The organism is Rhizobacter sp. P1_G5 (assembly GCF_056405435.1).
This window is the reverse complement of sequence record NZ_JBFUCB010000049.1, coordinates 1-18,496: the sequence shown is the minus strand read 5'-3', so window position 1 is coordinate 18,496 and position 18,496 is coordinate 1. Positions and strand designations below refer to the sequence as shown.

Sequence of the window (18,496 nt, the reverse complement as noted above, 5' to 3'; positions counted from 1 at the left end):
GCACGCTACGTCGCGTTCCGCTGCGCCGACGGCTACTACACCAGCATCGACATGGAGAGCGCGATGCACCCGCAGACGCTGCTCGCGCACGGCTTCGCCGGAGCGACGCGCCTGCCCGACGAGTTCGGCTTTCCGCTGCGGCTGCGCATTCCGATCAAGCTCGGCTTCAAGAACCCGAAGCACCTGGTCGGCCTCACCGTCACCGACGAGTTCAGCAGCGGCTACTGGGAAGACCTGCACGGCTACAACTGGTTCGGCGGGCTGTGATGCGCTGCCAGCAGCCGGCTTCGCCCTCAGGTGCGCCGCGCCGTCAGCCACTTGGCGGACGGCAAGGCTTCGGCCACCACGCGCACTTCACCGATCTTGCCGAAGAAGCCGTCGGCGCGATCGCCGTCCCAGGAGCCGGCACCGACCACCCAGGGTGAGCCGGCCGACAGCGTGGCCAGCCCCGGCACGTTGCTGGTGTTGCGCAGCACCGGCGCCCCTTCGACGTACATCACGGTGTCGTGCGTCGTCGGGTCGTTGACGATCGCGATGTGCACCCAGGTGTCCGCAATGATCTCGCCCGACCAGCTGGCATCGCCTTCGCGCGCGCCGGTGATGTCGGGCACCACCTCCCACTGCACCTCGCGCAGGCTGGAGATCGCGAACAGCATCGGCGGGGATTCCGGATCGCCGCCGTCGAAGCCGGCCAGATCGCCGCGCTTGCCGTCGCGCGTCATGATGTTCATCCAGGCGTGCTTCGACTTGTCCCAGGCCTTGTCGATCTTGATGAAGGCCTCGATGGTGTAGCCGGTGGCGGCGAAGGTGAGTGCGTTGATGGCCGCCGTCGTGTCGGTCAGGAAGTAGCTCATCCGCGGCGTGTTCTTGTCGGTGTTCAGGAACGCCACCGAGCCCGGTGCAGCCGACAGGCGGTGGTGGTCGCTGCTCCAGACGATGTCCGCCGCCTGCGCGCCGACGATCACGCTGGTGTTGAGCGCATCGCGCTTGAGCGGGTTGGCGCCGGTCACGTCAGCGATCTGGGCCCCGGGTGCCACGGCCGCGCCCTCGGTGCCGCCGAAGAAACGCCAGTGCGCGATGGTGGAGGCCACCTTGGGGTAGTCGTCGGTGTCCTTGGCCGCCAGCTGGGTCGGGGCCGCGGGCTCGTCGTAGCCCTTCAGGACCAGGGCCTTGGCCTGCTCCACCAGCGACGATGCCGCCGTGGCCTGGCCGGTGCCGAAGCCCGGGTTGAAGCGGGCGAAGCGCTTCGCGAAATCCATGCCGATGGAGAAGCTGTGGTTGGGCTCGGTCAGCACGRCCTGGTCGAAGGCATTCAGCGTGTCTGCCGGCTTCATCGGCACCCAGGGCGAGAACGACAGCACCTTGATCTGCTGGTTCGTCAGGTCGAACTCATACAAGCGCATCAGGCCGTTGCCGCCCTGGTAGGCCATCTGGTAGTCCACCACCATCTCCTCGACCGCGTTGCCGAAGTCGTTGGTCTTGGTCAGGTGGGCGCCCCCATGATGGTGGCCGTTCAGCGTCATGAAGATCTGGTCGTTGTCGCGGATCAGCTTCTCCCACAGCATCTTGCCGTAGCCGGTCTCCAGCGGGCTCACGGCGTCCGGTGCGATGTTCAGCAACTGGTGGTTGACCAGGATGACCGGCAGCGTCGGGTGGCTCGCGATCACGCCGCGCGCCCAGGCGATGCCGGCGTCGGAGATGCGCCACGACAGCGACAGCACCAGGAACTGCTGGTCCTGCGCCTTGAAGACGTGGTACTCGTGGAAGCCGGTGCCGTCGCGCTCGCCGAAGGTGGACTGGCGCTTGGCGCGCTTCGCGCCGAACCATTGCAGGTAGGGTTCGTTGGCCAGCACGCGCTGGGTGTCGGTGCCGGTCGTCGGGCTCGCGTCGTAGTCGACGTCGTTCAGCACGTCGTGGTTGCCTGCCAGGATCGAGTACGGCACCTTGGCCACTTCCAGCACCTGCATCGCGGTGTCGGCCACCTTCCATTGCTCGGGCTTGCCGACCTGGTCCACCACGTCGCCCAGGTGGATGACGAAGGGGATGTTGAGCCGTTGCGCGTTGTCGGCGATCCAGCGGGTCTGCGCGAAGTACGGCTCGCTGCCGTAGTGGCGCTCGTACTGGCTGCTCTCCGTGGACGTGGCGTAGCGTGAATAGAACTGGGTGTCGGGCAACACCGCCAGCGCAAAGCTGGAGATGCTGGTGGATGCGGGCGCGGCGTCACTGTCGCCGCCACCGCAAGCGGCCAGCAAGCCACCGGTGGCGACCGTGGAAGCGGACGCGAGGCTCATCTTGAGCAGGCTGCGGCGCTGGATGGAGGGGTACTTGTTCATGGAAACCACTCTAGGGGCGCCATATGCAGTTGCCGTGACAGTTCGATGATCGCGCGCACGCAACACCGGGTCACTGCGTTGTCACGAGGCGTTCCTAGGATCCATCCCTTTTTGCGAAGGAATCCATCGTGTTCATGTCCCATCGGATCAAGCTTCTGTCGTTGTTGTTGGGAGGCGTGTCCCTGATCTACGCCTGTGGCGGTGATGGCGACAGCGGCAGCAGCCCCGTCAACGAGCCGGCCGGCAAGTGGACGGCCGGCGACCTGCACGTGCACACCGTGCAATCCGATGACTCGCGCACGACGCAGACGCTGGACTTCGTGCTGAACAAGGCCTTCGCGACCTACAAGCTGGACTGGATGGCGCTGACCAACCACCTGCGTTCGTCGAAGTACGACAACAACGGCACGCTGCTGGCCACGCCGGTCCCGTTCGCGTACGGGATGGCCTCGTACGAGATCCCGCGCGTCAAGGCGCTGCAGGCCGGCGGCACCTATGCCGACAAGCTGATCTTCTCGGGCTTCGAATGGGACATGCCGACGCATGACCACCTGGGCGTGGCCTTGTTCGAAGGCGCGCCGGCGCTGCAGGCGTCGACCGGCGGCGCGAAGGAGTTCCAGTACGCCTTCACGACGCTGGCGGAGTCGCAGTTCGATCCCGCCGACGTGGCCGTCTGGAAAACGAAGTACCCGCAGCGCTTCAACAGCACGGCCGCGGACGCGCTGCAGGCGATCTCGTGGCTGAAGACGAACTACCCCGCGACCAGCTTCGCGACCCTCAACCACCCGTCGCGCAACCCCGGCAAGTACACGATCAGCGACCTGCGCCAGATGAACGACCTGGCACCCGACATCGTGTTCATGATCGAGGGCATGGTCGGCAACCAGATGGAGCCGAACCGCGGCGGCTACACCTCGGCCTACGTGCCCGAGAACGCGCCGAACCGCACCTACGGCGGTGTCGATGCCATCGTGGCCCAGCTGGGCGGCACCTGGGATGCGTTGCTGGGCGAGGGCCGGCGCATCTGGAACATCGCCGACTCCGATTCGCACTTCGAGATCGACGCGGCCAGCAACAGCAGCGGCTACTACCCGGGCGAGTATTCGAAGAACCACGTCTGGGTGGCCGACGGCCAGGCCGGCGTCGGCGGGCTGACGAAGAGCCTGCGCGACGGCCGCATGTTCGGCGTGTTCGGCGACCTGATCAACGCGCTGGATTTCCGTGTGACCGGGTCCTCCGGCAAGGGCTTCATGGGCCAGGAGATCAAGGTGCCCGCCGGCGAGAGCGTGACGGTCACGATCCGCTTCAAGAGCCCGGCGCTGAACAACTACCAGAAGCCGGTGGACAGCGGCTCGCTCGGCAACATGAAGCCGGTCGTCGACCACGTCGACCTGATCGTCGGCGACGTGACCGCCAAAGCTGCGCCAGGCACGCCGGCCTATGCCGTCGCGGCGAATGCCTCGACCCGCGTGCTGCGCCGCCTCACCGCGGCCGACTGGAAGGTCGATGCCGACGGCTACTTCGCGGTCAGCATCCCGGTCGAGGCGAAGAAGAACCAGTACTTCCGCCTGCGCGGCACCAACCTGGCCCCGGACGTGGCAGGGCTGACCGCCAACGGCGAGCCGCTGGCCGACCAGCAGACCGCCGGCGCCGACAACACCGCCYGCGTGAACGCCATCAATGACCGCAACTATGGCAGCCTGTGGTTCTATTCGAACCCGGTGTTCGTGACGGTCACGCCGTAGGCATCGCTCAGGGCAGCTCGTCGACGTTCTTCGGCCAGCTCGCCTTCAGCAGCCGCGACAGCGCCCGGTCGGCCAGCAGCTTGCCGCCGGTCTGGCAACGCGCGCAGTAATTGGTCTCGTTGTCGGCATGCACGATGCGCTGCACCGGCGTGCCGCACACCGGGCAGGGCTGGCCGAAGCGGCCGTGCACGGCCATCTGCGGGTGGAACGCGGTGACCTTCTCCGGCCAGTCGCCGGCCTCGGCGCGCAGGCGTTCGGTCCACTCGGTGAGCACCGCGCGCGTCGCGTCGAAGAGCTGCGCGACCTGCGCCGGCTGCATCGCCTTCGACAGCAGGATCGGTGACAGCTGCGCGCGGTGCAGGATCTCGTCGGAGTAGGCGTTGCCGATGCCGCTGAACAGCCGCGGGTCGGTGAGCTGGCGCTTCAGCGTGTGGTTCTCGTGCAGCAGGCGCTCGCTGAAGGTGGCGAGGTCGGCGGTCAGCACGTCGATGCCGCCCGGGTCCATCGCCTGCAGCGCTGCGCGGTCGGCCACCACGTGCAGCGATGCGCGGCGCTGCGTGCCGGCCTCGGTGAGCACCAGGGTGCCGCTGTCGAACTCGAAGACGGCGAGGCTGATCTTGCCCGGCGGCTTGCCGCCCGGCGGCAGCCAGCGCAGCCGGCCGGCGATCATCAGGTGGATCACGAGGAAGAGGCCGTTGTCCAGCGCCAGCACGACGCGCTTGCCCAGCCGCTCGATGCCGACCACGGTGCGGCCCTCGGCCTGCGGCAGCGGCGGCTGCGCGGTGCGCAGCAGGAACGGGTGCAGCACCTTCACGCGCTGCAGCGCGCGGCCCTGCACCTTGTCGGCCAGGCGCTCGGTGTAGACGGTGATGTCGGGCAACTCCGGCATGGCGCGAGTGTGCCAGCGCCGCGGATCTCAGGGCGCGGGCCGTGCCGCGCGCCGGAAGCCTTCGTAGGCGAACGCAGCCGCAATGCGGTCGCAGTCGGCCGGCGACACCCCCGCCTCGCGGGCGGTGGCGAACCAGGTGCCGCGCACCTGCGCTTCCATCTCGTCGATCAGTCGCCGTGCCTGCTCGCGYTCCAGCAGAAAGCGCAGGCACTGCGACAGCAGGTTGTCGGCATTCGCGAAACGGCCCGCATCGCCGCAGGCCATCGCCAGGTCGCGCCGCTCGATGCTGACCGGCACGGCCGGCGTCAGGTCGTAGGCCGGCGACAGCTGCCAGTCGCGCCCCCGCGCGATCAGCGCATGGTTGCGCGGGTGATCGTCGATGTTGGAGATCAGCGCGTTGAAGCACATGCGCCTGAACAGCTCCGCCGCATTCGCCTGCGGCTCGCTGCAGGCCCGCCGCAGCTCCTCGGCCAGTTGCACGTACGACCAGTGATCGCGCGACTGGAAGGTGTCCTCGGCCCGCAGCATCGTCAGCGCGCTGACCATGCGGGCTCGCAGGTAGCCGCCTGGCACTCTCTCGCGGTCGAAGCGGCGGACCAGCAGCACGTCGCGCCCGGCGATCTCGACGACCCGGCTGTCGGCCGTCGTCAGGCCGCAGCGACGCGCCAGCGTCAGCATCGCGTGCTCGACGCGGGCGCTGTTCCAGGCATCGGTCGCCGCATTGAACTTTGCGATCCACAGCCCTGCCGCATCCTCCACCACCGCCTTCGGCCGGGCGCCGCCCATCGAGGTGCCGACCAGCAGCAGGTTCTCGACCTGCTCGGTCTCGGCATCGGCCGGGCGTTCGTCGTCGGCGACGATGGCATCGGCCGTGGCCTGCAGGCGGGCCAGGTCCAGGGTCTGGTTGAAGCTGCGCCTCGGTGCCGGCGGCGTTGGATTGAGGCCGAAGCCCAGGGCGCCGGCCCGGTCGTCAGGCGCGTGCAGCAGGTAGGCCAGTTCACCGGGCTGCGACTGGCCGAGGTGCCGCTGGATGACGCGCCGGCCCCAATGGTCGGGGCTGGCATCGCGCAGCGCGCCGAAGACGCCGTTCAGCGCGTTCGTCGTGCTGGTGCGCTCGCCGAGCCTGAGTTCCACCGGATCGATGGGCACCGCATCCTCCCGCGCGAGGTAGCTGCGGCCATAGACGAAACGCCCCTCGGGCACGCCGTGCCGGTTCACGCTCAACGCGAAGCGGCCACAGGTGACGGGCTCGGTCGTGCCAGGCAGGGTGATGTAGACGAAGCACTCGCCTGACGATTCAGAAGTCATTGCTCAGGCCGGCCTTCGCGCGGGCGCGCTCGCGCTCGGATGAGCGGGACAGGGCCTGACCCTCGGCATCGCGCTCGGGCATGGCCACCTCGTCGAGCTGGTTCAGCAGGTTCAGCGCCCACAGCATGGCCGCATAGGTCGCGACCGATGCCGATGGCTTGCCGTGCTCGGCATCGGCGACCGTCCGTCGGCCGACGCCGATCTTCGCGGCCAGGTGGTCGAGGGTCCAGTTGCGGCGCAGGCGCGCCGTGCGCAGGTCGCCGCCCAGTCGCCTGAGCGACTGCTCGACGGCGTGAGGCGGTGCGGCCAGAAGGGGATTGCGGGCGGTCATCGGCCGGCAAGGTAGCACGCCCTCTGACGCGTTGGCAACAAAAAGTTATCTCAAGAGTACTTTATCTGTATGAATGAGATCTCAAGTGAACACGCGGCTGGGCCACCCGAAGCCACGCCCGGTCGATGAGGGACAATGCGCCCCTCGCGCCGCCTGCAGGCGGCGCCCCTCCCGCGAGTCCCCTACCCGATGTCCTCCGAGCTGACCCCGCAGGTGCGCCGCCGCCGCACCTTCGCCATCATTTCCCACCCCGACGCCGGCAAGACCACGCTGACGGAAAAGCTGCTGCTGTTCTCCGGCGCGATCCAGATCGCCGGCAGCGTGAAGGCGCGCAAGGCCTCGCGGCACGCCACGTCCGACTGGATGGAGATCGAGAAGCAGCGCGGCATCTCGGTGGCGAGCTCGGTGATGCAGATGGAATACCGCGACTGCGTCATCAACCTGCTCGACACCCCGGGCCACCAGGACTTCTCCGAAGACACCTACCGCGTGCTGACCGCGGTCGACGCCGCGCTGATGGTGATCGACGCGGCCAACGGCGTCGAGCCGCAGACGCGCCGGCTGCTGCAGGTCTGCCGCGCGCGCAACACGCCGATCCTCACCTTCGTCAACAAGATGGACCGCGAGGTGCAGGAGCCGCTGGTGCTGATGGACGAGATCGAGCGCGAACTCGGCATGGGCGTCGTGCCCTTCACCTGGCCGGTCGGCATGGGCAAGCAGTTCCACGGCGTGATGGACCTGCGCGCGCAGCAGATGCGCGTCTTCAGCCCCGGCGAAGACCGCAACCACAACGACGACGAGATCCTCGCCGGCCTGGACAACCCCGCCTACGCCGAGCGCTTCGGCATGCAGTACGAGCAGGCGCAGGGCGAGATCGAGCTGGTGCGCGAGGCCGCACCCGCCTTCGACAAGGAAGCCTTCCTGGGCGGCCACCAGACGCCGATGTTCTTCGGCTCCGCGGTCAACAACTTCGGCGTGCGCGAGGTGCTCGATGCGCTGGTCGACCTGGCGCCTGCGCCCGGCCCGCGCCAGGCCACGCAGCGGCTGGTCGAGCCCGACGAGAAGAAGTTCACCGGCGTGGTCTTCAAGATCCAGGCCAACATGGACCCGGCGCACCGCGACCGCATCGCGTTCGTGCGCGTGGCCAGCGGCCACTTCGAGCGCGGCATGCGGCTGAAGGTGGGCCGCTCGGGCAAGGAGCTGCGGCCGAACACCGTCGTCAGCTTCCTGTCGCAGCGCCGTGAGCTGCTCGACGAGGCCTTCGCCGGCGACATCATCGGCATCCCGAACCACGGCGTGCTGCAGCTCGGCGACACGCTGACCGAAGGCGAGAACCTGCTCTACACCGGCCTGCCGTTCTTCGCGCCGGAAATGTTCCGCAGCGTCGAGGTGGCCGATCCGCTGCGCACCAAGCAGCTGAAGGCGGGCCTGCAACAGCTGGGCGAGGAGGGCGCGATCCAGGTGTTTCGCCCGGTCGCCGGCTCGGTGCTGCTGCTGGGTGCGGTCGGCCAGCTGCAGTTCGAGGTGGTCGCGCACCGGCTGGAGCATGAGTACGGCGTGAAGGCGCGCATCCAGCCGAGCCGCTTCCAGGTGGCGCGCTGGGTGACCTGCGACGAGGCCGACGGCGGCGAGCGCGAGCTGAAGCGCTTCATCGACGCCAACGACCACCGCGTGGCCTACGACGCGGTCGATGCGCCGACGGTGCTGGTGGAATACGCACCGGAGCTGCGCGCGATCGAGGCCAACTGGCCGAAGATCAAGTTCCACGCGCTGCGCGAGCACGCCGGCCTGGTGTTCCAGAAAAAGCTGGACGGCTGAGCGCCGTTCACGCCGCGGGCCTGGCATCCGGCGCCCGCGGCAGGCACTTCGTCGCGCGCCCTCTTGCGCGACGGCGGCCGGACCGGCACATTGCGTCCCAACGCAACGCCCGGAGACCCCGCATGATCGCCAGCTCACTCGTCGCCGCACTGCATTTCATCGCCGCGTTCGGCATCGCCGCGACGCTGTTCCTCGAGTGGCTCACGTTCAGCCGCACGCCGACGCTCGCCGAGGCGAAGCGCATCGCGCTGGCCGACCGCTGGTACGGCCTGTTCGCGATGGTGCTGCTGGTGGTCGGCTTCGTGCGCGCGGCGCAATTCGAGAAGGGCTGGTCGTTCTATGCGCACAGCCCGTTCTTCCACCTGAAGCTGACGCTGTTCGTGCTGGTCGGGCTGCTGTCGATCTACCCGACGGTGCGCTTCATCCGGTGGGCGCCGATGCTGAAGGCGGGGCAGACGCCGAAGGTCACCGAACGCGAGTACACGCTGATCTCGCGGCTGCTGGCCGCACAGATGGCGCTGCTGGTGCTGATCGTCATCGCTGCGTCATTGATGGCGCACGCGGTCGGTCTCTAGGCCTCTAGAATCCGCGCGCGGCCACACACGCCGAGCAGAAACGGGTTGCAGTACGGACCCGGCTGTGGGGTACCCCCACGGCATCGAGTCGACCTTGGCATTCGCGGTGCCAGACGCAGTGCGCTGACGCGCACGACTTCTGGCACGTGACCGGCAGGTCGGCGTCCCTGTGCCGCACCCCGACATGCACGCTTCGCGCCTTCGTCACCTCGATGCCCTCGCCCTGGCGCGGGCGCTGTCGGCCGGGCCGCAGACCCCCGCTTCACGCTGCAGCCCAAGCGCAGCGGCGGCGGCCGGTTGATCGAATCCCCGCGCAGCCGGCTGAAGGCCTTGCAGGGGCGCGTGCTGCACGACCTGCTCGACAAGGTGCCGGTGCACGAGGCCTGCCACGGCTTCGTCGCGGGCCGTTCGGTGCTGACGCATGCGCGGCTGCACACCGGCCGGCCGGTGGTGATGCACTTCGACCTGAAGAATTTCTTCGGCCGCATCCTGGCGTCGCAGGTCGCGGCGGTGTTCCACACGCTCGGCTACCCGCGCGGYGTCGCGCGCCAGCTCGCCGCGCTGTGCACCGTCAGCACGCCCGAGCCGGTGATCGAACGGCTGCGCGACGACGGCTGGGTCGACTGGCAGGACGCCCGCGCGCTGCGCCGCGCCCACCTGCCGCAAGGGGCACCGAGCTCGCCGATGCTGGCGAACCTGTGCGCATTCCAGCTCGACCTGCGGCTCGACGGTCTCGCCCACGTGCTCGGGGCGACGTACTCGCGCTATGCCGACGACCTGGTGCTGTCCGGCCCGGAGTCGCTGCGCCACGGGTTCGAGCGCATTGCCGGCTGGGTGGCTCGCATCGTGAAGGAGGAGGGCTGCACGCTGAACCACCGCAAGACGCGCCTGGCGACGCAGGCATCCGCCCAGCGCGTCTGCGGCGTCGTCGTCAATTCGCACCCGAACCTGCCGCGCCGCGAATTCGACCGGCTGCGCGCCGTGCTGCACCAGTGCGCGCTGCGCGGCCCGGCATCGCAGAACCGCGACGGCCACGCCGATTTCCGCGCCCACCTGTGGGGCCGCGTGCAATGGGCGGCGCAGCTCAACGCCGCCAAGGCGGCGCGCCTGCACACGTTGTGGCAGCGCATAGACTGGTAGCCCGGATTGGCATCCGGGGCTACGGACTCACCAGATGAACGCACCCACCGCGCCGACCCCGTCGCGCCTGTCGCTGTACCTGAACCTGATCCGCTGGGATCGCCCGGCCGGCAGCTACCTGCTGCTGTGGCCGACGCTGTCGGCGCTGTGGATGGCGGCCGGCGGCTTCCCCGGCTGGCACCTGCTGGTCGTCTTCACGCTCGGCACCTTCCTGATGCGCAGCGCCGGCTGCGCCGTCAACGACGTCGCCGACCGCGATTTCGACAAGCACGTGAAGCGCACCGAGCAGCGCCCGGTCACGAGCGGCGCGATCGGCGTGAAACAGGCGCTGCTGTTCGGCGCGGTGCTCGCGCTGGCCGCCTTCTGCCTGGTGCTTACCACCAATGCGGCGACCATCGCATGGAGCTTCGCCGCGCTGGCCGTCAGCATCTTCTACCCGTTCACGAAGCGCTTCTTCTCGATGCCGCAGGCGGTGCTGGGCGTCGCGTTCAGCTTCGGCATCCCGATGGCGTTCGCCGCGGTGCGCGGCGAGGTGCCGGCACTCGCGTGGGGCCTGCTGCTGGGCAACCTGTGCTGGGTGATCGCCTACGACACCGAGTACGCGATGGTCGACCGCGACGACGACCTGAAGATCGGCATCAAGACCTCGGCGATCACGCTCGGCCGCTTCGACGTGGCCGGCGTGATGGCGTGCTACGGCCTGTTCATCGCAAGCTGGGGCGTGCTCGGCGCGCAGCAGGGGCTGCGCTGGCCGTTCTTCGCCGGCCTGGCGGTGGCCGCGGCCATCGCCGGCTGGCACTGGACGCTGATCCGCACGCGCACGCGCGACGGCTGCTTCCGTGCCTTTCGGCTCAACCACTGGCTGGGCTTCGCGGTGTTCGCCGGGGTCGCCCTTCAGTCCCTGCTGCCGAGCGCCGCGTTGCCGCACGCCGGCTGATCAGGGATACAGGCCGCGCTCCTCGCGCGCGATCAGGATCCGCTCGCAGGCCACCGCGAAGGTCGCAGTGCGCAGCGTGATCTTGTGCTTCTCCGAGGTCTCGTAGATGTGGCGCAGCGCATCGACCATGATCTTGTCGAGCCGCACGTTGATCTCGTCCTCGCTCCAGAAGAAGCTGCTGAAGTCCTGCACCCATTCGAAGTAGCTGACGGTCACGCCGCCGGCATTGCAGATCACGTCGGGCACCACCAGGATGCCGCGGTCGTGCATCACGTCGTCGGCGTCGGGCAGCGTCGGGCCGTTCGCGCCTTCGAGCACCAGCTTCGCCTTCAGGCGGTTCGCACGCGCCGCGGTGATCTGGCCTTCGAGCGCTGCCGGGATCAGGATGTCGCAGTCGACGTCCCAGAAGGCCTCGTTGTCGATGCGCTCGGCATTCTTGTAGTTGGCGATGCCGCCGTCGCGCTTCAGCACTTCCATCGTGTCGGCCATGTCGAAGCCGTTCGGGTTCACGAGCGTGCCGGTGTGGTCCTGCACCGCGACCAGCTTGGCGCCGGCCTGCACGAACAGCTCGGCCGCCGAGCTGCCGACGTTGCCCATGCCCTGCACCGCGATGCGTGCGCCATCGAGGTTCAGGTTGATGCGGCGCGCCGCCTCGCGGCCGGTCACGAACACGCCGCGGCCGGTGGCCTTCACGCGGCCGAGCGAGCCGCCCAGGTGGATCGGCTTGCCGGTGACGACGCCGGTCGCGGTGGAGCCGGTGTTCATCGAGTACGTGTCCATCATCCAGGCCATGATCTGGCCGTTGGTGTTSACGTCSGGCGCCGGGATGTCGCGCTGCGGGCCGATGATGATGCCGATCTCGCTGGTGTAGCGACGCGTCATGCGCTCCAGCTCCTTCATCGACAGCGCCTTCGGGTCGACCCGGATGCCGCCCTTGGCGCCGCCGTACGGCAGGCCGACGCCGGCGCACTTGATCGTCATCCACGCGCTCAGTGCCATCACCTCTTCGAGCGTGACATCAGGGTGGTAGCGCACGCCGCCCTTGCCCGGGCCGCGCGACAGGTTGTGCTGCACGCGGTAGCCCTCGAAGTGCCGCACCGTGCCGTTGTCGAGCTCGATCGGCACGTCGACGATCAGCGCGCGCTTCGGGCGCTTCAGCGTTTCGCCCCATTTGGCCAGCGATCCGAGATAGGGGAGCACGCGGTCGACCTGCGACAGGTAGGTCTGCCAGGGACTATCGGCGTGCGGGGTGACATAGGACAGGTTGCTCATGCGGGTCTCCGTGGGGGGAAGTCGTCATGCCCTGGCGCCGCGCGAACTCGTGGCCCACGCCGCCGGCATGGAGCGCGACTGTAGGCCCGCGGCGCCCGAATTTCTCACCGAAGCTCATGCCTCCTTTGCATGATGTGTTCCAGGCATCGCATGGCTTGCGCTGCCACAGGGTTGGAATCAGCCGAATTCGTCGCCCAGTTCACGCGCGCGGCGCTGCGCCGCCTTCACGGCCGAGACGATCGCGCCGTGCACGTCGCTGCGTTCCAGCGACGTGATCCCGGCGTAGGTCGTGCCGCCCTTGGACGTGACGCGCTCGCGCAGCAGCGACGGCGGCTCGCCCGATTGCAGCGCCAGCGCCGACGCGCCGGCAAAGGTCGCGAGCGCCAGCTCGCGGCCCTGCTCGGCGCTCAGGCCCATGTCCTGTGCCGCCTTCATCATCGCCTCGACGAAATAGAACACGTAGGCCGGGCCGGAGCCGGACAGCGCGGTGACGGCGTCGAGGTCTTCCTCGCGCTCGACCCACAGCGTGCGGCCGGTGGGGGCCAGCAGGCGCTCGACCTGCAGCCGCTCGTCGGCGCCGACGGCCGGCCGTGCGAACAGCCCGGCGATGCCCTGGCCGATCAGCGCCGGCGTGTTCGGCATCGAGCGCACGACGCGTTCGCTGCCGAGCGCGCGTGCGATGTCGCCGCTGCGGATGCCGGCCATCACGCTGAACTGCAGCGCGGCGGCGATGTGCGCGGCGCACGCGGCGGACGCCTCCTTGAAGTTCTGCGGCTTGATCGCCCAGACGACGACGCCGGCGCGCTGCAGCACCGAGCCGGGGGCCTCGAGCGTGATCACGCCCAGATCGCGCTGCAGCCGCGAGCGCTGCTCGGCGTTCGGCTCCAGCACCAGGATGTCGCCCGGCGCGCGGCCGCTCTTGAGCAGGCCGCCGATGATGGCGCTGGCCATGTTGCCGCCGCCGATGAATGCAATGCTGTTCATGCGGCCAGTGTAGGAGTTTCAGGGCCGCCTCAGCCGCTTGCCCATTGCCGCAACAAGCGCTCGGTGTCGCGCAGCGCGGGCTTGGCCAGCACGTGGAACGACAGCCGGCCGGGCGAGGGCCAGCCGCGCGGATCGCGCCGGGTCAGCACGTCGAGGTCGGCCGGGATCGCCGACTGGTTCAGGCAGCCGATGCCCCAGCCGGCGCGCATCGCGGCCACCGCGCCGTGGCTGCCGGTGCAGCTGAGCTGCAGGTGGTACGGCCGGGCGCTGCGGGCCAGCGCGGCCAGCGCCATCGCGCGCACCGGGCAATCGGGGCCGAGCAGCACCAGCGATGCCGGCATGCGGGCGGGTGGCTGCCAGCCGGGTGCCGCCACCCAGGACAGCGGTTCGCGGCGCAGCAGGCGCGCGCCGGGCAAGGCCTTGTCGCTGGTGACGACGGCCAGGTCCATCGCGCCGGCCGCCCACAGTTGCTGCAGTGCAGCGGAACTGGCCCACAGCAGCTCGAAGCGGGCCTGCGGCTGGGCGTCGCGCAGCAGCGCGAGCAGGTCGGCGAGGCGCGCCGGCAGGAAGTATTCGCTCAGCCCGATGCGCCACAGCGCGGCCTGCTGCGCCGGCTGCACCGAGGCGCGCGCCTCGTCCTGCAGCTCGATCAGCCGGCGCGCATGCGGCAGGAAGCGCTCGCCCTCGGCCGTCAGCGCGAGCGCGCGCGTGCTGCGCTGCACCAGCCGTGCGCCGACGCTCGCCTCCAGCTGCTGCAGGTGGGTGCTGACGGCCGATTGCGTGCGGTTCACGCGCGCCGCCGCCCGCGTGACCGAGCCGGCCTGCGCGATCGCGATGAAGCTGCGCAGCCACAGCGGGTCGAGGTCAGTCATGTCGGTGACTCATCAGAATCTTCCATCAATGTGATCGGATCAAATCGTTTCACGGATGGATGCTGAGTGCCTACAGTGTGCTTGTCAACCCAACCACCGAAGGAGTCTTCCATGCCCTACCTGCACATCCAGATCTCCGGCGCTGCCGACGATGCCCTCGCCGCGAACGTCGCCCGCAACGCGACCGAGCTGACCGCGCGCCTGCTCGGCAAGGATCCGTCGCTGACGGCGGTCGTCGTCGACTTCATCGCGCCCGGCCGCTGGTTCATCGGCGGCAGGCCGCTGTCCGGTGGCGGCCCGCGCAGCTACCACTGGATGGTCAGCATCACCGACGAGACCAACACCAAGCGCGAGAAGGCCGTCTACCTGGAGGCCGTGCACCGGGCGATGGATGAACTGCTGGGTGGGGTGGCCGAGCATTCGTACGTGCACGTGGCCGACCTGCGCGCCAGCGCCTACGGTTTCGGAGGGCTCACGCAGGAGCACCGCTACCAGCATCCGGCGTGAGCTTCGGATCGCCATCGGCCGCTTCGGATCGGCAGCGGCCGGCGCCTGCGCCAGCACCTACCTTGACGCTGTCGTACGCAGCGGGGGCGTTCCCCGTTCACCGGAGCATCGCCGTGGCCATTCCGAATTCGCCTTCTCATGCCGTCTCCCGCTCGCGCAGCGCGTCGATCGCGTTGCAGGAGCTGCCGCCCCTGCCGGCCTCGTCGGCCAACTCGACGGCGTCCCAGCGCCCCGCGGCCGAGGGGCCGCTGCAGAGCCGGCGCAACAGCGAGGCGTCGCTCGCCCGTTCTGACAGCGGCCGGGCCTCGACGCGGGCTCCGCGGCAGAGCTCGTCGAGCCTCGGGGCCGCCGGTTCGCGCCGCAACTCCGCCGATTCGGTCGAGTTGCAGATGCCCGGCGGATTCAACCCGTCGATCCACTCGACCGAAGCGCCGCCGCCGATCGAACAGGCGCCCGACCACCTGGCCTCGATCGAGGCCGCCCAGGTGCCGAGCTTCCGCGACGTCAACCCGTATTTCTTCAAGAAGAGCGCCTTCCATGCCAGGCTGCCGAACGACGTCACCGGCTGCGTCGCCTTCGTGCTCAGCTCGATGCGCCGCGATGACGCGGACATCCAGCCGTTGAAAGACCTGGCGGAGAAGCAGTCGAAGGTGCTGCAGGACCACGGCATCACGACCCGCGAGCAATTCATCCGCCTGCTGAACCAGGTCGAGTGGCGTGATCGCGGCACCGCGCTGATGCACGGCATGGCCGGCGCCAGCGGCTTCAACACCGGCTCCGCGATCGTCGATTTCGCGCTCGCCGACAAGGCGCTGGAAGGGCTGCTCGGCAGCTGGAAGGACGTGCCGGCCGCGCTGCCGGCCTACGCCGCCGGCGCCTTCCTGGGCGTGATGATGTCGGCGATGGACGTCGGCACCGGCCCGGCCGTCGGCAAGACCTTTGCCGACGCCTACTACCTGCGGCCGCCGGAAGACCAGACGCCCGACCCGCTGAAGGGTGCGAATGCGCACACGAAGACGAGCCTGGCGGTCAACCTCAGCGTGGCAGCCGGAGCGAGCTTCGGTGCCGCCCGCAACGGCGGGATCCGCATCCCGCAGACGGCCATCACCCACCACGTCGGGTCGACGAAACAACGGACGCTCGGCGACAACGTGATCGACGTGGCGGGCGGCGAGACGATCGGCGGTGGCGGCATGCAACTCGTCCGCAACAGCCTCGACAACGGCGCCGGGCGCTCCGGCTTCCAGCACTTCCTGGCCCGCGAAGACCTGGGCGCCTGCCTGGATCACCTGGACAAGCCGGCGCTCGAGCAGATGGCCAGCGTCGCCAGGCGCTTCGGCAGCTACGGCAAGAACGTCGTCACCGAGATGCCGGCCGCGGTGAAGTCGGTGCTGGCCAGCGCCCCCGGCTGGACCTCGCACGGCGTGCTCGGCGGCAGCTTCGGCGCGCTGTTCTCGATGCTCGTCGCGATGCCGAAGACGCTCGAGGCCCACGGCATCAGCAAGAAGGACGCCGAGCTCTACACGCAGCTGGCCAAGTACGCGGTGCTGCAGGCGGTCTACCACGTCTGGGGCGGCGCGATGGGGGCCGTCGCCGGCCCGCGGGCGAAGGCCGACCCTTCGGCGGTCTAGGAAGGGTCACGGCGCGATACTCGCGCCCCCTTGTCCGGACCGGAGGCCCGCGATGCACCTCGAAGGATCGTGCCATTGCGCCGCCGTGCGCTTCAGCCTCGAAGCGCACAGCCCGCAGCCCTACATGCACTGCCACTGCAGCATCTGCCGCAAGACGGCCGGCGGCGGTGGCTACGCGATCAACCTGGGGGGCGATTCCGCGACGCTGAAGGTGCGCGGCCGCAAGCACCTGGCGGTCTACCACGCGGTGATGCGCGAACCCGGCCAGCGGGCGACGCGCTCGAAGGCGCAGCGCCACTTCTGCGTCAAGTGCGGCAGTGCGTTGTGGCTGTGGGATCCGCGCTGGCCCGAGCTGATTCATCCGCATGCGTCGGCGATCGACACGCCGCTGCCCCGGCCGGCCGAGGTCGTCGAGGCGGCGCTCGCATTCGCGGCGCCCTGGGTCGACGTGCCGAAGGGGCGCGGCCATGTGCATGCGCAGCATTGGCCGGACGAGTCGCTGGCCGACTGGCACCGGCGGCATGGTGTCTGGAGCGAGTGAGCTGTTGTGGCGGGTGCCCCGTGGCGGTGCAGATTGCTGCGCGCCACGCAAAGCAGTTTCAGCTTGGGCGCAAAAGCCGCGGCCGGACGCGAACATCACGTACGTGAATACCACGAGGGCGGATCGGGGCGAATGCGCGAGCATCGATGCTGGTCGCAACGAAGCACCGCAACACGACACGCCGACGCCGCGCGTGATCGTCGTGTCCTACGGGAACACAGGGCTTTGCCAGGACTGAAGTTCATTCACCCGCCGCACGCAGGAGACAACATGCGCAGCCCCTGGACCCGTTTTTCCACCCCCTTTGTCGCGAGCGCGCTGAGCCTGGCCGCCGCCGCTGCATTCGCCGCCGACCCGATCAAGATCGGCGTGGCCGGCCCGTTCACCGGCGGTTCATCGTCGATGGGTGTCAGCATGCGCGACGGCGTGCGCCTGGCGGCCGACGAGATCAACAAGGCCGGCGGGGTGCTGGGCCGCCAGCTGGTGCTGGTGGAGCGCGACGACGAGGCGAAGAACGAGCGCGGCGTGCAGATCGCGCAGGAGCTGATCAACAAGGAGAAGGTGGCCGCCACCGTCGGCTACATCAACACCGGTGTCGCGCTCGCCTCGCAGCGCTTCTACCAGGACGCGAAGATCCCGGTGATGAACAACGTGGCCACCGGCTCGCTGATCACGCACCAGTTCGACAACCAGCCGGAGAACTACATCTTCCGCAACGCGGCGCACGACAGCATCCAGGCGCCGATGATCGTTGAAGAGGCGATCACGCGCCGCGGCTTCAAGAAGGTCGCGATCCTGGCGGACTCCACCAACTACGGCCAGCTGGGCCGCGAGGACCTGGAGAAGGCGCTCGCGCTGAAGGGCGTCAAGCCGGTCGCGGTCGAGAAGTTCAACATCAAGGACGTCGACATGACGGCCCAGCTGCTGAAGGCCAAGGAGGCCGGTGCGGAAGCCGTGCTGACCTACGGCATCGGCCCGGAGCTGGCGCAGATCGCCAACGGCATGACCAAGCTCGGCTGGAAGGTGCCGCTGGTGGGCAGCTGGACCTTGTCGATGGCCAATTACATCGACAACGCCGGCCCGGGCGGCGAGGGGGCGCGCATGCCGCAGACCTTCATCCAGGAGCCGACGACGCCGAAGCGGCAGTCGTTCATCATCAATTACCTGAAGACCTTCAACCCGAAGAACGCGCGCATCGATTCGCCGGTGTCGGCAGCGCAGGGCTATGACTCGGTCTACCTGCTCGCCGCGGCGATCAAGCAGGCGGGCGGCACCGAGGGGCCGAAGGTGAAGGCGGCGCTCGAGGACCTGAAGGCGCCGGTCGAAGGCGTCGTGACGACGTACAACAAGCCGTTCAGCAAGGGCGACCACGAGGCGATCACCGCGAACATCCCGGTGTTCGGCGAGGTCAAGGGCCAGCGCGTGGTGTATGCGTATCCGGACGACTTCAAGAAGGCGTCGGAGGTGCGCGTGAAGGATCCGAACGCGAAGGGTGCGCTGGCCGCGACGAAGAAGTAGGCCGAGCCCGGGAAGACGCCGCCGCGGCCCGTGCCGAGGCGGCGTTTGTTGTTTGAGTCCTTGCAGGGAGCACCATGCAGATCCTGACCCAACTC

General features: G+C 69.0%; 17 protein-coding genes. 10 read left to right on the top strand and 7 right to left on the bottom strand.

Annotated features, from left to right (window positions below):
• The coding region (locus AC1D12_RS06025) for a molybdopterin-dependent oxidoreductase (RefSeq protein WP_477839368.1) at positions 1-267 on the top strand (267 nt) is incomplete at its 5' end.
• 26 nt (positions 268-293) lie between these two features.
• On the opposite strand, the gene AC1D12_RS06020 is transcribed toward AC1D12_RS06025, so the two are convergent.
• Positions 294-2,333 carry a LamG-like jellyroll fold domain-containing protein gene (locus tag AC1D12_RS06020; RefSeq protein ID WP_477839367.1) on the bottom strand — a complete coding sequence of 680 codons (2,040 nt, stop codon included), beginning with the start codon at positions 2,331-2,333 and terminating at the stop codon, positions 294-296.
• A gap of 134 nt (positions 2,334-2,467) precedes the next feature.
• Here AC1D12_RS06020 and AC1D12_RS06015 point away from each other — a divergent pair, with 134 nt between their 5' ends.
• Positions 2,468-4,078 carry an S-layer protein gene (locus AC1D12_RS06015; protein ID WP_477839365.1) on the top strand — a complete coding sequence of 537 codons (1,611 nt, stop codon included), beginning with the start codon at positions 2,468-2,470 and terminating at the stop codon, positions 4,076-4,078.
• A gap of 7 nt (positions 4,079-4,085) precedes the next feature.
• On the opposite strand, the gene AC1D12_RS06010 is transcribed toward AC1D12_RS06015, so the two are convergent.
• Genes AC1D12_RS06010 through AC1D12_RS06000 form a run of 3 tightly spaced genes read right to left on the bottom strand, consistent with a single transcriptional unit; the run spans position 4,086 to position 6,606 of the window.
• Positions 4,086-4,967 carry an Fpg/Nei family DNA glycosylase gene (locus tag AC1D12_RS06010; protein ID WP_477839363.1) on the bottom strand — a complete coding sequence of 294 codons (882 nt, stop codon included), beginning with the start codon at positions 4,965-4,967 and terminating at the stop codon, positions 4,086-4,088.
• A gap of 27 nt (positions 4,968-4,994) precedes the next feature.
• Positions 4,995-6,275 (bottom strand): type II toxin-antitoxin system HipA family toxin, encoded by a 1,281-nt coding sequence (locus tag AC1D12_RS06005; protein WP_477839362.1) that lies wholly within the window; start codon positions 6,273-6,275, stop codon positions 4,995-4,997.
• Positions 6,265-6,606, bottom strand: coding sequence for a helix-turn-helix domain-containing protein (locus AC1D12_RS06000; protein WP_477825530.1), 342 nt, complete (start codon positions 6,604-6,606; stop codon positions 6,265-6,267). The genes AC1D12_RS06005 and AC1D12_RS06000 overlap by 11 nt, the downstream gene beginning before the upstream one ends.
• 189 nt (positions 6,607-6,795) lie before the next feature.
• Here AC1D12_RS06000 and AC1D12_RS05995 point away from each other — a divergent pair, with 189 nt between their 5' ends.
• From AC1D12_RS05995 to ubiA, 4 genes are all read left to right on the top strand, one after another.
• The gene (locus tag AC1D12_RS05995; RefSeq protein WP_465111537.1) at positions 6,796-8,424 is read left to right on the top strand and encodes a peptide chain release factor 3; all 1,629 of its coding nucleotides are present in this window, start codon (positions 6,796-6,798) and stop codon (positions 8,422-8,424) included.
• A 122-nt stretch (positions 8,425-8,546) separates the two neighbouring features.
• Complete coding sequence (locus AC1D12_RS05990) at positions 8,547-8,999, top strand: DUF2214 family protein (RefSeq protein ID WP_465111538.1); 453 nt, start codon at positions 8,547-8,549, stop codon at positions 8,997-8,999.
• A gap of 267 nt (positions 9,000-9,266) precedes the next feature.
• On the top strand, positions 9,267-10,139 hold the full coding sequence (locus tag AC1D12_RS05985) for a reverse transcriptase family protein (RefSeq protein WP_477839370.1): 873 nt from the start codon (positions 9,267-9,269) through the stop codon (positions 10,137-10,139).
• A gap of 34 nt (positions 10,140-10,173) precedes the next feature.
• Positions 10,174-11,076 carry a 4-hydroxybenzoate octaprenyltransferase gene (gene ubiA, locus AC1D12_RS05980; protein WP_477839360.1) on the top strand — a complete coding sequence of 301 codons (903 nt, stop codon included), beginning with the start codon at positions 10,174-10,176 and terminating at the stop codon, positions 11,074-11,076.
• Here the strand turns inward: ubiA and AC1D12_RS05975 are convergent, their stop codons facing one another.
• The 3 genes from AC1D12_RS05975 to AC1D12_RS05965 form a co-directional block, all read right to left on the bottom strand.
• Positions 11,077-12,348, bottom strand: coding sequence for a Glu/Leu/Phe/Val family dehydrogenase (locus tag AC1D12_RS05975; RefSeq protein WP_047501739.1), 1,272 nt, complete (start codon positions 12,346-12,348; stop codon positions 11,077-11,079).
• Between the two features lie 177 nt (positions 12,349-12,525).
• On the bottom strand, positions 12,526-13,332 hold the full coding sequence (gene proC / locus AC1D12_RS05970) for a pyrroline-5-carboxylate reductase (protein ID WP_465111541.1): 807 nt from the start codon (positions 13,330-13,332) through the stop codon (positions 12,526-12,528).
• Positions 13,333-13,361: 29 nt separating this feature from the next.
• Complete coding sequence (locus AC1D12_RS05965) at positions 13,362-14,204, bottom strand: LysR family transcriptional regulator (protein ID WP_477839358.1); 843 nt, start codon at positions 14,202-14,204, stop codon at positions 13,362-13,364.
• Between the two features lie 111 nt (positions 14,205-14,315).
• Here AC1D12_RS05965 and AC1D12_RS05960 point away from each other — a divergent pair, with 111 nt between their 5' ends.
• The 4 genes from AC1D12_RS05960 to AC1D12_RS05945 all read left to right on the top strand — a co-directional run bounded on the left by AC1D12_RS05960 (position 14,316) and on the right by AC1D12_RS05945 (position 18,401).
• On the top strand, positions 14,316-14,711 hold the full coding sequence (locus AC1D12_RS05960; RefSeq protein WP_047501745.1) for a tautomerase family protein: 396 nt from the start codon (positions 14,316-14,318) through the stop codon (positions 14,709-14,711).
• Between the two features lie 113 nt (positions 14,712-14,824).
• Positions 14,825-16,342 carry a hypothetical protein gene (locus AC1D12_RS05955; protein ID WP_477839356.1) on the top strand — a complete coding sequence of 506 codons (1,518 nt, stop codon included), beginning with the start codon at positions 14,825-14,827 and terminating at the stop codon, positions 16,340-16,342.
• 52 nt (positions 16,343-16,394) lie between these two features.
• Entirely contained in the window at positions 16,395-16,883 is a 489-nt protein-coding gene (locus tag AC1D12_RS05950; protein WP_477839354.1) for a GFA family protein, read from the top strand.
• 270 nt (positions 16,884-17,153) lie between these two features.
• Positions 17,154-18,401, top strand: a complete 1,248-nt coding sequence (locus AC1D12_RS05945) for an ABC transporter substrate-binding protein (RefSeq protein WP_465111546.1) — start codon at positions 17,154-17,156, stop codon at positions 18,399-18,401.
• The last annotated feature ends 95 nt before the right edge of the window (positions 18,402-18,496 follow it).